Genomic DNA, 14,392 nt, shown 5'->3' with positions numbered 1-14,392 from the left:
ATGACTTTTGCCAAACCGCCTAAAGCTCAGTAAATTCAGCAAAGTTCAGGGTTTTGGGGGTTAGAGGCATGCTCTCCTCTCCATTCTCTCTGCTCTGGGGCTCAGGGGCGAGGTCTTCCTCAAGGGCAGTCACCCAACCGGAGGGGACGATTTCCATCTCGTCTGTAACCCCTGCTCTTTTCTCTTCCCTCTTCTCTCCGTCAGCCAGCTCCGGCTGTTCATCCTGCTCCGAATTGAGTTTCACGCGCCGCGAGAAACCCCAGACAAATAGGGGGATCACAGCCACCACCATCCCCCACTCCGGGATCTCGATTTGGGGGAAAAACACCTCCAACAACATGGTGCTCCCCACCAAGGCGATGATGGCAAAAGCGGCGTCTTCCAGGTGAGAGAACTCGTCCAACCAACGCAAAAACAGAGAAGCCATGTAGCGCATCAGGGTAATGCCGAGAATGCCGCCGAGGATGATTACCCAAGCCTTGCGGGAGACGCCCACCGAAGCGGCGATGCTGTCGAAAGAAAAAACCAGATCCGTCAGTTCCACCATCACCAGGGTCTGCCAAAAATTGGCGTGGCGGGTGATGTCCTGTTCTTGGCCTTCTTCCTCGCCCCGAAAGTGCTGCCAGGCCAGCCAGAGCAGGTAGCAGGCTCCCAAGAATTGGGCGGGCGGATACTCCACCAACCAAACCGCTGCAAAGACAATGGCAATGCGAAAGCTGTAAGCGCCGATGATGCCCCAGCGCAAGGCCCGATTCTGCTGCTGGGGGGTGGGCAGATGCTTCACCAGAGCCGCCAGGGCAACGGCGTTGTCCGCAGAGAGGGCGGCCTCCAAAAACACCAAAGCCGCCACCAAGAAAATATCTGTCCAGGTGAAGGACTGAGTCATCCCTTGCGCCAGGATCAAGGTTGCCCCCATCGCATCTGTTGCATTTTTGACAAGTGTTGCATCAATTAGCATATTCGCGCGTTTTGTCCGCCCCAGTCAGTCCAACACAGCAGTTAACCAGCGTAGGAACCCTCCCCATCTTCGGATAAAGGTACCCCAGAAAAAGGCATGAACCCAGTTAGGTGACCAGAGGCAACACCCTCAAACTCCCGAAGGATGGGAAAGAGAAAGCCCAAGCCTAAACTATGGCCTGAGTATAGCCTGTTTGGCTCAGGATCCATTTACAGTTCTTAACCTTCTGAAATCTGGCCATCCTCTGTTGGATCTCCAGTGGGGCCGGATGAGCTCAGTCGAGCCGCCAGCCGTTGTCCACAGCGCAGGATCTGGCCTGCTAGAATGGCCGCCCCGAAACCGTTATCGATGTTCAGCACTCCCACCCCCGCTGCGCAGGAGTTGAGCATCGTGAGCAGGGCAGCCAAGCCCTGGAAGCTGGCCCCGTAGCCAATGCTGGTGGGCACAGCGATCACCGGACAATCCGCCAGACCCGCCACCACGCTGGCCAAGGCCCCCTCCATGCCCGCCACCACGATCAGCACGTCCGCTTGCAGGGCCGCCCGGTTGTGCAGCAGCCGATGGATCCCGGCCACCCCCACATCCCAGAGGCGCTTCACCTGAAACCCAGAAAGCTCGAGCGTGAGGGCGGCTTCTTCTGCCACCGGTAAGTCGGCAGTGCCGGCGGAGATCACGCTGACCTGTCCAGGATGGCTGACCACCTGCTGGGACGGGATCCAACACAAGCGGGCCACCTGGGAATACTGCACCTGGGGCAAGCGGCTGCGGATCTCGGCATACACCTGGGCTTCGATGCGGGTGGCCAAGGCCAGGGATCCCCGCTGGTGGAGTTGCTCCAGGATCTGGGCAATCTGATCTGGGGTCTTGCCCGGCCCCCACACGGCTTCGGGAAAGCCCGTGCGCAAGGGACGGTGGTGATCCACATGGGCGAAATCTCCCACCGGCTCGAAGGGCAGAAAGCGATAGGCCTGCAGAGCTTGCTCTGGGGTGAGCTTCCCTTGGGCCACCGCCCGAAACAGATCCTGCAGCGCTGTCGTGGAAGGGGGGTTCATGGAAGGTGAGTTCAATCTGCAACACTCGGCTTGGATCTTGCCTGGATTTATTGGGCCAAAGACCCGCGCGGGAAAAACAACACCGGATGCCAACTTTGCCGCAAAATCTCGCCGGTGAGGCTGCGAACCGACCACTCCCAAAAGCTGCCCACATGGGGGGAGGCAGTGGCAATGGCCGTCATGTCTTCATCGGCAGCAGTAGCTAGGATCTCTTTGAGAGGGGATCCCACCCGCACCAGGGTGCGCAACTGTACGGGCTTCACCTGCTCGCTCAGGGGTTCAAGCACCTGGGCCAGGTCAGCCTCGGCTTTGCGCTTGAGCACCTCCACCGGAGTTCCTTGGTTGCGGCGGGCGCTGGGATCCACCACGTAGAGCAGGGTAAGCGTCTGGCACTGGGAAGTACCGGGCAGCAGGTGGCCGAGATGGTTCAGCAACTGCTGACGCGGCTGCTCAAAGTCAAAGGGCACCAAGAGGCAGCGAAACAGGTGGCGGCTGCGCAAGCGCAATTCTTCCAGGGTAAAGGTAGCCAGCAGTTGGGGGCGCATCACCAGTAGGGGGATTTTCAGCTTCGGCAACAGCGTCATGGTGGTGCTGCCGAACAATTTTTCGGCGAGCAGGTTGTGGGTACCCATGCCTGTAATCAGCAGATCGGAGCCATAGGTTTGGATGCCTTTTAGGATTAGATCGGCTGGCCTGCCCGCCTGCACCAGAGCCTTGACTTCCAACCCCGCCGGGATCGGGTTCAGCAGCTTCTGCAACTGGGTCTGCTCTGCCTGGACTTCGGGGGTAATGTCGTCGGGAATGCCGATGTCGTCCTCTTGCCAATCTACGCTGCGGACGAAGGTGACGCGCTCGATGCCATTGCTGTGCAGATCTTCTAGACACTTGCCAAAACGCTGCAGGCCATCTCGGCGGTCGGTGGCAATTAACACGTTTTTAAACATATCGTTTTGAGCATTAGGAGAGAGGGTAGCCGGCTCAAGAGCAACGCTTTGGCCCGCAGCGATCCTAAGCTAACACCTTGCGGGGTTGTTCCCAAGGCAGCAGCTCCGGATCCCTCTTCGGCGTCGATTGCTCAGCGGTTGGGATCTGCCAGGTTGCGAAACTGGGTGTACTGGCTTTCGAACAGCAGGCGCACAGTGCCGGTGGGGCCGTTGCGATGTTTGGCAATGATGACCTCGGCAATGCCGCGATCGCTGGTGTTGGGATCGTAATACTCGGGGCGGTAGATCATCATCACCAGATCGGCATCCTGCTCGATGCTGTTGTGTACCAGCAGCCCGTTGGCCACAAAGTTGTGATGGCGGGGCATCTCGATGTCGTAAACCGGCTGAGGCTCCCCCGGCTCGCTGATGAACACCACCGGATCCCAGATCAGCCCCTCCTGCACCACCACCGCCACCTCTTCCTCCAATTGCAGCTCGTCCAAGGTTTTCCAGCCCTGTTGGGTGAAAAAGGGGTGATTGCCGGTGGCGCGAATGGAAAAGTTGAGGCGGGTCTTCAGAAGACAAGTGGGCTGGTGACCGCTGCGAAACACCTTCACCGGCTGCTGGGGCACCAGGCGTCCGCGTCCGTTCAAGCTGAGCAGGCGGGGCAGTTCCGCCGCAGCCGGTAGGGCCGCCAGTTGATCCAACCGCCAGATCTTGCCGCGATCCGCATCCATCACCTGCGTATCCCCGGCCAGACAGCCCGATTCCCGCAGGTCTGCCAGTTGCGGGCGCTTATCGGAGCGAGACTCAACAGCTCGACTGAGCTGAGACAGCACCAGCACCGGCACCATCAGCTCCTTGGCCATGGCCTTGAGGCCACGAGTAATGCGCGACAGCTCCTGCACCCGGTTGTCGGCGGCGGATCCCTGCATCAGTTGTAGGTAGTCGATCAACACCATCCCCAACGTTCCCCCCTGTTCCGCCTGCAAACGCCGCGCTTTGGAGCGAATTTCTGTAACAGTACAGTCGGGGGTATCGTCGATGAACAGGGGCAGTTGCGACAAAAAACCAATGGCTTGGCCCAGGCGCTGCCACTCGTGTTCGCTAATGCGCCCAGAGCGCAGACGGCTGCTGTCGATGCGGGCTTCGCTGGCCAAAAGCCGCTGCACCAGTTGCTCCCTCGACATTTCCAGGCTAAAGATAGCGACCGGCTGCTTGGCATAGGCAGCCACATTTTGGGCAATGTTGAGGGCAAGACTGGTTTTCCCCATCGAGGGACGACCGGCCAGGATCAACAAGTCGGATCGCTGCAAGCCCTGAGTCAGGTTATCCAGGTCGATGAATTTGGTCGGGATCCCCGGAAGCTGTGCCCCGCTTTGGAACTTCTCTTCCAAGTCCGAGAAGATATTGACCAAAACCTCAGAAGCCGGGATGAGGCTACGCTGCACTCGCTCTTGGGTGAGGCCAAACACCTGCTGCTCGGCTTGATCCATCACCTGAGACAGGGGCTGACTGGTATCGTAGGCCAAACGAGCCAGGGTGTTGCTCACCTGGATCAACTGGCGGCGCATGTATTTATCCATCACCAGGCGAGCATACTGGTCGATGTTGACGCTGCTGACGGTTTGCTCTAGCAGGCGACGAATCGCCCCTGTTCCTCCCACCCGCTCCAGAAGATGATGATCCGCCAACCAGGCAGACACAGTCATCAGGTCAGTGGGCTGCCCTTGGCTGTGCAGTTGGAGAGCAGCCCGGTAAATCTCTTGGTGGGCAGAGATATAGAACATCTCTGGACGCAGAAACTCCGCGACCCGCACCAACGCATCCGGATCGAGGAGAATGCCCCCCAGGATTTCCTCCTCGGCTTCAATGTTTTGAGGAGGAAGCCGATCCCCACCCGTTAAGTCGTAATCGCTGATCACCACAAGCCAGGAGTAGGAAAATCAACCCAGCCCTAGGGCAACCGGCCTCTCAGCCAGTCAGCTCCAATCGTCAGGCGGGTCAAGCTCTAGGCTGAGCATACCCGCTTGTTGCCTAAGGCAAAAACCCTACTCACCCCGGGATCCCTCACGGGAACTCAGGGATCCTCGAAGGTGAGTCCTCATTCGGGAGTAACCTGAATGCGCAGCGTAGCGGTAACTTCGGGGTGTAACTTTACCTGCACGGGATAAACCCCGGTTTTTTTGATTTCCTCGTTGAGGAGAATGTTGCGGCGGTCGATATCTAGACCGCTGGTAGCCAGCACCACCTCAGCAATATCGCTGGTGGTCACCTGCCCAAATAGGAGGTCGTGTTCTCCCACTTTCTTACGGATGACAAAGCGACCGATGGTCTCCAGAGCAGTCTTGTAGTTTTCCGCCTGTTGCTTTTCCGCCAACTTGCGAGCCGCTTCTTGCTCCAAGCGCATTTGCTGCTCCTTCAGTATGCCAGGGGTAACCCGCACCGCCATCTGCCGCGGGAAGAGGTAGTTGCGAGCATAGCCGGGCTTGACGTTGACAATCTCTCCGGGCTTGCCCAGCCCTGGGATCGCCTGGCGCAGCACAACCTGCATGTTACGTTTCGACATTGGGAAGACACTTCTTTTCTCGACAGCCCTCCATTCTAGAGGCTCAGTAGAGCCATTGTCAGCTTATGGTCATTTCGATTCAAACCAGGACACTGCACCCCCACCTAGAACGTTGGTCGCGCCGTCGCGTCAGCGTTACGGAGCAATAATGTACGGGGGAAGAAGGCTTTTCTCAATAGCCCAGGCGTCTCACCCTAGCCTGAAACGACTATAAACTCCAAAGCAAGCTGCCCCCTACGCCTCAGCCCTTTGGCATGAGGGATCCCTTCTCAGAGCTTATTCCCGATTGGCAGGTCTCTAGAGTCCTCTTCCAGCTCTGAACCTTGGCGGGAAGATGAAGAAGCCACCTTTCCAAACTCAAAAGGCGGAAGTTCTCTGTTTTGGGAGATACCCAATCCAGGATAGGGAGTGGCTGACACCAAAGGGGATCCCTTGAGGGGTTTGCAACATTTGGCGGATATCCCTAGAGATAACCTGGGCTTAGCCTCGTTTTAACCAAAAACAACTGGCCTTTACGTTATAGTAGCTGCGCGGACTGGCGAAGTCTTCAATGGAGCGTTCCCGAGGGAACCCTGCGTGCTCAAAGGGATCCCTGGGATGTTGCTATTGGTTGAAGGCTTGTTGAGGATCGCAGGGTTAGCTTGAGGGTTGCCTCCAAGCTTCCAGGCGGTAGTGGCATACCCAGCCCGACGAGTTTTGATTGGGTTGGGTAAGGTTCTCGAGTGAAGTAGCCTTTTTTAGATCTGGGCTAGGATTTTATCTTCATCTGGGAGAGGAGATCTGTATGGTGACGTTGCACCCCTTGGAGCGTCGTTCTTTCCTGAAGTTTCTATCTGCCACTGTTGCCGGCTTTGCGGCTAGCCAGGCGAATTGGCAGCGGGTGTTTGCTCAGCAGACCATCACCATCAATGGCGCTGGGGCGACCTTCCCGGCCCCCATCTATCAAACTTGGGCCCAGGAATTTGGCAAGAAAAACCCTAACATCCAGGTCAACTATCAGTCTGTAGGAAGCGGTGCGGGTCGTCAGCAGTTTGTAGCCCGCACGGTCGATTTCGGTGCCACTGACAGCGTGCCCCGTCCTGAACAGATCAACCAAATTGAGAATGAGGCTAACCCTCCCAAAGGGATGGTTTCTGTACCCATGGTGGGCGGAGCGTTAGTTGCAGCGTACAACATTCCTGGGGTGGGCCCCGAAATCCGCCTTTCCCGCCTGGCACTGGCGAATATCTTCCTGGGCAAGATCAAGAACTGGAACGATCCCCTGCTGGCTGGCCTTAACCCACAGGTGACTTTCCCGGATTTGCCGATTACCGTCGTGCATCGCTCTGATGGAAGTGGTACCACCGATATCTTCACCACTCACCTCAACGCTATTAGCCCAGAGTGGAAGCAAAAGGTGGGTCGCGGCCCTTCGGTAAACTGGCCAACCGGCGTAGGGGCGCGTGGGAACGAAGGGGTTTCCGAGCAGATCAAGCAAATTTCTGGCTCGATTGGCTACGTGGAATTCGGCTTTGCCAAGCTCAACAACCTGAACATTGCCCGTCTGGAAAACCGGGCAGGCAAGTTTGTAACTCCCAACGTCGAGACGGAGAAAGCGGCGCTGGCCAGAATTCAGCTCGACGAGCGTTTGCTGGGGGTCGATCCGGATCCTAGTGGGGAAGACTCTTACCCTATTGTGGGCTACACCTGGATCCTTGCCTACAAGGTTTACCCCAAAGCCGAGACTTCCAAGGCCGTTAAAGAGTTTCTCCGCTACGGCCTCACTGAGGGGCAGGCTTTCGCTGAGCAGTTGGGATATGTCCCTCTGCCGGAAGAAACGCGGCAAAAAGCTCTGGCTGCGCTGGAAGGCATTACCCCGTAAAAACTCTTACCAACCACTTCTGGCTTCAGGCGGATGAATACCTTTTTTTCTGACAGCAGTTCTATGTTTCGGCCTCGGCCGGTTTTCCAGCGCCGGCGCGACCAGGTTTTTATCTGGGCTACGCGGATTGCCGTGTTTTTCTCGGCCTTCCTGCTGCTCTGGATTGCTCTGGAGATCGGCATTCAGTCTTTACCTGCTATAGACAGGTTTGGACTAAGCTTTTTCTGGAACACCACCTGGGATCCGGTCGAGGATATCTATGGGGCCTGGCCACAGATCTACGGCACGCTAGTGACTTCTCTCATCGCTCTGATTGTGGGGGTTCCTTTTAGCTTTGGCATCTCTATTTTTCTGAGCGAGGATTTTCTTCCGAAGTCCTTGCGTCTGGCTCTGATCATTGTGGTTGAGCTGTTGGCGGCTATTCCCAGTGTGGTGTTCGGCATTTGGGGATTGTTTGTCTTCATCCCCTTCTTCCGCCCCGTTCAGATGTTCCTGTACGAGAACTTCAATTGGCTTCCCATTTTCAGCACACCACCGATTGGGCCGGGGATGCTGACGGCAGGGGTTGTCTTGGGGATCATGATCATCCCCATCATCACGGCCATCGCCAGAGAGGTTTTGGTGGCTGTTCCTCCTGAGCTGCGCGCGGCTGCCTATGCGATGGGGGCTACGCGATGGGAAGCCATTTTTGGAGTGGTACTACCGGCTGCGATTGGGGGTATGTTGGGGGCTGTGGTGCTGGGTTTGGGACGCGCCCTGGGCGAGACCATGGCGGTGGCAATGCTGATTGGCAATGCGCGGGGGATTAGAGTCTCGCTTTTGGCCCCTGCCAGCAACATCCCTGCATTGCTGGCCAGCGAGTTTGCAGAAGCAGCCGACGAGCAGATCTCGGCTCTGATGTATGCGGCTTTGATCTTGCTGGTCATTACGCTGGTGGTCAACATCATCGCTGAGCTGATGGTTCGTCAGGTCAAGTTTGCTTTGACGGCTTCTCGGGAGTAGAGGAACATGGCGACACAAGTGGCAGCACAGGCCAATTTGTTCAAACGCAAAGTCAGATCCAAGCGCGTCGTGCTGGACTGGGTGATGACAGGCCTGATCTTTGCTTCCAGCATTTTTGCGATTGTTGTGCTCGCTTCCATCCTTTACTATGTTTTCGTCAATGGCATTGAGCGCTTCAATTGGCAGACCTTAACCCAGCTTCCTCCTCCTCCTGGCGATCAGGTAGGCGGCTTTGGCAACGCTGTGCTGGGAACGATCATTGTGGTATCGATTGCCATTACAATCACTTTCCCTATTGGTCTATTTGCTGCGATCTATCTCTCGGAGTTCGGCCAGAACAGTTCTACAGCATCATCTCTGCGTTTCATTATCAAAGTGCTGACGGGGGTTCCTTCCATCATCGCTGGCGTGTTCGCCTATGGGGTGCTGGTGCTTTCCACCAAGACCTTTTCTGCCCTTTCTGGCGGAGTAGCTCTATCGGTATTGACTTTGCCGATCATCATCCTCTCCTGCGAGGAGGCTCTGCGCTTGGTGCCGGCGGACACTCGGGCTGCCGCCTACGCCTTGGGAGCTTCGCGGGTGCAGACTGTGTTTCGGGTCGTTTTGCCAGCTGCTTTGCCGGTCGTTCTGACGGGAGTGACCTTGGCCATTGCCCGAGCAGCTGGGGAGACTGCACCTCTAATTTTTACTGCTCTGTTCAGCTTTCTATGGCCTAATGGTCTGCTGAAGCCAGTAGCCTCGTTGGCGGTGCTGATCTACAACTTTGCCATTGTTCCCTTCGAGAACCAGCAGAAAATTGCTTGGGGAGGAGCCTTGGCTTTGGTGATTCTGGTTTTGATCACCACGATCAGTTTCCGGCTGCTGCTGAGTCGTCGTCAGGAAACCATTACTATCTGATCTGGTTCTTCTGAGATTTTTGCCTCACTATTCTTCGATTTTGAGTTTGGGTTCTGAAGCAACGTCTACCTCTGGTATTCCTATGCGCCCTCCATTTCCCGGCACTCCTGATTCCTCTAAGAAGTCTGCCAAGTTAACTGTTGAGCTGGAAACGCAAGCAGTCAGTGTTTACTACGGCTCTCATTTGGCGGTGAAGCAGGTTTCTCTGAAGATTCCCAAGAATCACATCACTGCTTTTATTGGCCCTTCCGGCTGCGGCAAGAGTACTTTGCTGCGCTGCTTTAACCGCATGAACGATCTGATCCCGGGGGCGAGAGTAGAGGGATCCGTAATTTTTCACGGGAAAAACATCTACGATCCCGATGTAGATCCTGCTGAAGTGCGGCGGCGAGTTGGCCTGGTGTTCCAAAAGCCCAACCCCTTCCCGAAGTCCATCTACGACAACATTGCCTTTGGGCCACGGGTCAACGGCTACCAAGGAGACTTGGATGAGCTGGTAGAGCGCGCATTGCGTCAGGCCGTCCTCTGGGACGAGGTGAAAGACAAGTTGAAGACGAGCGGCCTCTCCCTTTCGGGGGGACAGCAGCAGCGCCTCTGCATTGCCCGCACCTTGGCCATCCAACCAGAGGTGATCCTGATGGACGAGCCCTGTGCCTCGTTGGATCCAATCTCCACGTTGCGCATTGAGGAGTTGCTCAAGGAACTGGGCCGTCGCTACACGATCATTATCGTTACCCACAACATGCAGCAGGCAGCGCGGGTCTCCGACTTTACCGCCTTCTTCAACACTGAAGTCGACGAAGAGGGGTTTCGCTACGGACGGCTGGTGGAGTTTAACCGCACTGAGAAAATCTTTAACTCTCCCGCCCATCGGGAAACGGAAGAGTACGTGAGCGGACGGTTCGGCTAATCTGCTGTTGGCGATCCCTCAATTCTGGTCAGTTGGGATCCCGCTCGCCTATTCTAATGGGCGGGAAGATCTATGCAAGGTGAGGCACCGGCGAGATGGCCAAGCGGGTGCGTCTGGATAGCTGGTTGGTGGAGCGCGGATATTTTTCCTCACGCCAGCAAGCGCAACGCTCCATTTTGGCAGGAGAAGTCTTTCTAAATGGGGTGCGGGCGGAAAAGCCTGGAACCTGGGTGAGCGGGGATCCAGCGGTGCAAGTCCAGTCTGGGCCTGCTTTTGTCTCACGGGGGGGAGAAAAGCTACAGGGGGCGCTGCAAACTTTTCCTGTTCAGGTGCAGGGTCGTATTTGTTTGGATGCGGGCATTTCCACAGGAGGTTTTACAGACTGCTTGTTGAAACGGGGAGCCCAGCGGGTCTACGGAGTGGATGTGGGCTATGGGCAACTGGCCTGGTCTTTGCGAACGGATGCGCGGGTGATCCTAAAGGAGCGGGCCAACTTGCGCCATCTGCAGCCGGAGGATCTGTACGGAAGCGAGGCACCTCCCCAGAGCTGGCCGGATTTGGCGGTGGTAGACCTGTCTTTTATTTCCCTGACTAAGGTGCTAGCTCCGCTGTGGAACCTGTTGCGTTTCCCACGGGAGGCGCTGTTGCTGGTGAAGCCCCAGTTTGAGGCGGGCCGAGACCAGGTGGGTAAAAAGGGGGTGGTACGGGATCCGGTTGTCCATGCCCGCGTGCTGGAGACGGTGATGCGCTCGGCCGTGGCCCAGGGTTGGCAGGTGCAAGGCTACACGTGGTCGCCCATCACTGGCCCTGCCGGCAATATCGAGTATTGGCTCTGGCTGGCCGAAGGAGAAGGGATCCCTCTCCCCAGCGGCAGTGCGCTACAACAGATGAGCGAGCAGGCAAGAGCGACTTTACATGCATAGATCGTCGATTTTGTCAATAAGCTAATGTGCTGGATTGAGGGAGATGAGCCAAAAAATTGAAGAATTATTTCAGGAAGGGATTCGGCGCTATGAATCCGGGGAAGCGGCCAAGACGTTAATTCCCTCTTTTGAGTCAATCTGTAAGGGATCCCCAAAGGCGGCGGCGGCTTGGACGTGCTTGTCCTGGCTCTACCTTCTGGAGGGGCAGGCGGAAAAAGCTCTGAAGGCCGCCCAGACTGCTGTGAAGTTGGATCCGGTGGATGCCCAGCCCCGTGTGAATCTGACCCTAGCCATGCTGGAGCTGAAAAAAACCGGGGTACGCCAGCAGGTGGAGGCCATTAAGCAAATCTTGGCACGGGATCCCGAGCAGATTGAGGGTGTCAAATCCAACCTGCAAGAGGGAGGGAACCGCCGTCCCGCTTGGCCCCACTTGAGCAAGATTTACAACTGGCTTTTTGAAGAAGATTAAGTGACCCTATTCCTGGTTTTGCAACAAGATTTTAGGAAAATCTAGGGCTCGTTATTTTAATCTACAACTCTTAGCGATGTCCTCATGGGGTCGGTGCTAGACTTCATTGTACCCAATCGCAAGATGAAATCCATTTATCCATAGGGGCTAGCTCTCATCGCCTTCCCTTCGCCGGACTCAATTGATGAGATTGGGCTCTGGGTTGGTGCGAGATGCTTGGCCCGGTGGTGGCTGTACTTTTTACGCTGCACTTCATTGTATTGCGGTGCGGGCTGTATTGCCGCTGCTTCCATAGCCGCTGAGATCGAGTCCTATTTTCGAACCTTACTCTTTTGACCCCTTTGACCGCAAATGGGAGGAACTTTAAGATGAACCGTCAGATTGTTTGGGTTAAGAGCGATACCCGAAACCACCAAGGCCACTTCATCCCCCAGTCTGAGTATACTTTGGTCGAGGCTGACCAAAATGGCTGGGCGTTGATCTGTGCTGACAATGCCCGCTGCTATTATGTGGATCCCGAACAACTCCGGTTTGAAGCGGGATGAGGGCTGTTGCCACCTATTCAGGGCTTTTTGACCTCAGGGTGTAGGAGAGCCGGATTCCCGTCATGCATTCTCCCCATGCCTTTGGCGTGGGGTTTTTTATGGGATAAGGCAGAGGCCGGCAGCGGACTTGGTAGCGTTGGATGCACTTGTAACCCCGTCCATATGCTTGAATGAGGCCACTTTAGAGGGGTGGGCTTGGCCGGCAATCCTCACCCCATCCGCATACCCAAAAGGGGGTTTATCCATGTTGAACATTGGGCGGCAGTGGCCACGTTGGCTAAAGATATTGGTTATCACAGTTGTATTTGGCGTCGGTATTGTAGCTCTGACCATCGCCAGTTCGCCGGGATCCCCCAAGGCCTCTCACCCGCTGGATCCCCTGACTGCCGAGGAAATTAAAATGACGGCCAGCGTTATCCGCAAGGCCGAGAACTTGGCCGAGGATGCCACCTTTGTGCTGATCGATCTGCGGGAGCCCGACAAAGCCGAGGTGCTCAGCTTTCAGCCGGGGGATCCCTTTCGCCGAGAAGCTTTTGCCATCGTTTACGAACCGAAGGCCAACCGCACCCACGAAGCCATTGTCGACCTGATGGAAAACAAGCTGGTTAGCTGGACGGAAGTGACCGGTGTGCAACCGGCGATGGTGAGCAGCGAGTTTGGGTTGGCCGCAGAAGTGGTGAAGGCGGATCCCGGCTGGCAAGAGGCAATGCGCAAGCGGGGGATCACCGATTTCGACCGCGTGGCTGTGGATTGTTGGGCGCCGGGCAACTTGAGCGAAGAGGAAAAAGCCTCCGGAAATCGCTTCTGTCGCGGCATTTCCTACTACAAAGGCGACAACTGGAACTACTACGGTGCCCCCATTGAAGGGGTTTTGGCCACTGTGAACCTGAACACGGGAAAAGTCTCAAAGCTGATCGACGATGACACCCTTGTGGCCTTCTCCAAAGAGAGCTTTGACTACGACCTCGCTTCTCTGGGCAGCGTTCGCCCCGCCCCCAAACCTCTAAAAATTACCCACCCCGAGGGCGCCAGCTACGACATCAAGGGTAACGAGATCACCTGGCAAGGCTGGAAGTTCCGCTACCTGATGCACCCGCGCGAGGGATTGGTGCTCTACACTGCTCGCTACCAAGAGGGAGAAGAAGAACGGCCTGTGTTCTACCGGGTGAGCCTCTCGGAGATGGTGGTGCCCTACGGGGATCCCGATGAAACCTGGTATTTCCGCAACGCCTTTGATGTGGGGGAATACAACTTTGGCTTGCTCGCCAACACCATGGAGCTGGGCAAGGAGGTACCGGAGAACGGCCTGTTGCTGGATGCCGTCTTTGCCGACAACGATGGGGAGCCCTACGTGATGCCGGGGGTGATTGGCCTCTACGAGCGGGATAACGGCATGCTCTGGAAGCACTACGAGTACAACACAAAGCGCAACGATGTGCGCCGCAGCCGTGAGTTGGTCATGACCATGACCGCCGCCATCGGCAATTACGACTACGGCATTAGCTGGGTGTTTCACCAGGATGGCACCTTTGAAGTGCAGGCAGATCTGACCGGAATCGTCTTGGCCAAGGGTACAGATGCTGTGACGACTGCTGACGCGGATCCCTTTGCCCCCCTGATGGCACCCAATGTGGGCGGTACCAACCACCAGCACTACTTCAGCTTCCGGCTGGATATGGATGTGGATGGCACCGACAATGCCGTTATGGAGATGAACCTCAAGCCCCTGCCCCAAAGCCCCGACAACCCGGCAGGCAACGCCTTCATCATGGAGGAGAAGCATTTGCTCAGCGAAAAAGAGGCCGTACGGGACTTGAACATGGCCAGCAGCCGTAAGTGGGTCATCGTCTCCAGCAGCAAGACCAACGCCCTCGGCGCTCCTACCGGCTACGCCCTCATGCCCGGCCCCAATGCCATGTTCCTGCCGGTCGAGGGATCCAACGTGCGGGAGCGGGCCGGATTTGCCACCCACCACTTCTGGGCTACCCACTACCAGCCCGGCGAACTGTATGCTGCTGGCCCTTATCCCAACCAAAGCGGGCCTGGAGAAGGATTGCCGAAGTGGGTGAGCGACGACCAACCTCTAGAAGGGGAGGATCTGGTGGTTTGGTATTCCTTGGGCGTTTCCCATGTGCCGCGCCCAGAGGATTGGCCGGTGATGCCTGTACACAGAACGGGCTTTAAGCTGATACCTTGGGGCTTCTTCGACCGCAACCCGACGATCAATCTGGCGGAGCCGGCCTGATATTCGGCTTGAATCTTGTTAACTTCAACTTTCAA

General features: G+C 56.6%; 13 protein-coding genes. 8 read left to right on the top strand and 5 right to left on the bottom strand.

Features of this window, described 5'->3' with window-relative positions; all coding sequences use genetic code 11:
- Positions 1-19: 19 nt before the first annotated feature.
- The 5 genes from NW842_RS10105 to rplI all read right to left on the bottom strand — a co-directional run bounded on the left by NW842_RS10105 (position 20) and on the right by rplI (position 5,505).
- The gene (locus NW842_RS10105; RefSeq protein WP_414417959.1) at positions 20-916 is read right to left on the bottom strand and encodes a TerC family protein; all 897 of its coding nucleotides are present in this window, start codon (positions 914-916) and stop codon (positions 20-22) included.
- A 260-nt stretch (positions 917-1,176) separates the two neighbouring features.
- The gene (gene larB / locus NW842_RS10100; RefSeq protein WP_414417958.1) at positions 1,177-2,010 is read right to left on the bottom strand and encodes a nickel pincer cofactor biosynthesis protein LarB; all 834 of its coding nucleotides are present in this window, start codon (positions 2,008-2,010) and stop codon (positions 1,177-1,179) included.
- Between the two features lie 47 nt (positions 2,011-2,057).
- On the bottom strand, positions 2,058-2,954 hold the full coding sequence (locus NW842_RS10095; RefSeq protein WP_414355858.1) for a universal stress protein: 897 nt from the start codon (positions 2,952-2,954) through the stop codon (positions 2,058-2,060).
- Positions 2,955-3,085: 131 nt separating this feature from the next.
- A complete protein-coding gene (dnaB, locus tag NW842_RS10090; RefSeq protein ID WP_414341640.1) occupies positions 3,086-4,861 on the bottom strand; it encodes a replicative DNA helicase in 1,776 nt (591 codons plus the stop codon).
- A gap of 179 nt (positions 4,862-5,040) precedes the next feature.
- On the bottom strand, positions 5,041-5,505 hold the full coding sequence (gene rplI / locus NW842_RS10085; RefSeq protein ID WP_414374005.1) for a 50S ribosomal protein L9: 465 nt from the start codon (positions 5,503-5,505) through the stop codon (positions 5,041-5,043).
- 784 nt (positions 5,506-6,289) lie between these two features.
- Here rplI and pstS point away from each other — a divergent pair.
- The 8 genes from pstS (at position 6,290) to NW842_RS10045 (ending at position 14,357) form a co-directional block, all read left to right on the top strand.
- Positions 6,290-7,366, top strand: a complete 1,077-nt coding sequence (gene pstS / locus NW842_RS10080) for a phosphate ABC transporter substrate-binding protein PstS (RefSeq protein ID WP_414417957.1) — start codon at positions 6,290-6,292, stop codon at positions 7,364-7,366.
- Between the two features lie 63 nt (positions 7,367-7,429).
- Complete coding sequence (gene pstC / locus NW842_RS10075; RefSeq protein WP_414388051.1) at positions 7,430-8,368, top strand: phosphate ABC transporter permease subunit PstC; 939 nt, start codon at positions 7,430-7,432, stop codon at positions 8,366-8,368.
- 6 nt (positions 8,369-8,374) lie between these two features.
- Positions 8,375-9,265 (top strand): phosphate ABC transporter permease PstA, encoded by an 891-nt coding sequence (gene pstA, locus NW842_RS10070; protein ID WP_414388052.1) that lies wholly within the window; start codon positions 8,375-8,377, stop codon positions 9,263-9,265.
- 82 nt (positions 9,266-9,347) lie between these two features.
- The gene (pstB, locus tag NW842_RS10065; RefSeq protein ID WP_414388053.1) at positions 9,348-10,175 is read left to right on the top strand and encodes a phosphate ABC transporter ATP-binding protein PstB; all 828 of its coding nucleotides are present in this window, start codon (positions 9,348-9,350) and stop codon (positions 10,173-10,175) included.
- Positions 10,176-10,270: 95 nt separating this feature from the next.
- The gene (locus NW842_RS10060; protein ID WP_011432704.1) at positions 10,271-11,098 is read left to right on the top strand and encodes a TlyA family RNA methyltransferase; all 828 of its coding nucleotides are present in this window, start codon (positions 10,271-10,273) and stop codon (positions 11,096-11,098) included.
- 43 nt (positions 11,099-11,141) lie between these two features.
- The gene (locus tag NW842_RS10055; protein WP_011432703.1) at positions 11,142-11,567 is read left to right on the top strand and encodes a hypothetical protein; all 426 of its coding nucleotides are present in this window, start codon (positions 11,142-11,144) and stop codon (positions 11,565-11,567) included.
- A 368-nt stretch (positions 11,568-11,935) separates the two neighbouring features.
- On the top strand, positions 11,936-12,112 hold the full coding sequence (locus tag NW842_RS10050) for a hypothetical protein (RefSeq protein ID WP_414355865.1): 177 nt from the start codon (positions 11,936-11,938) through the stop codon (positions 12,110-12,112).
- A 244-nt stretch (positions 12,113-12,356) separates the two neighbouring features.
- The gene (locus NW842_RS10045) at positions 12,357-14,357 is read left to right on the top strand and encodes a primary-amine oxidase (protein WP_414355866.1); all 2,001 of its coding nucleotides are present in this window, start codon (positions 12,357-12,359) and stop codon (positions 14,355-14,357) included.
- Positions 14,358-14,392 lie beyond the last annotated feature (35 nt).

Source organism: Synechococcus sp. R55.4 (genome assembly GCF_047461935.1).
Classification (GTDB): Bacteria; Cyanobacteriota; Cyanobacteriia; order Thermostichales; family Thermostichaceae; genus Thermostichus.
Note: the sequence above shows the minus strand (reverse complement) of the source record. Positions and strands in the feature narration are given on the sequence as shown.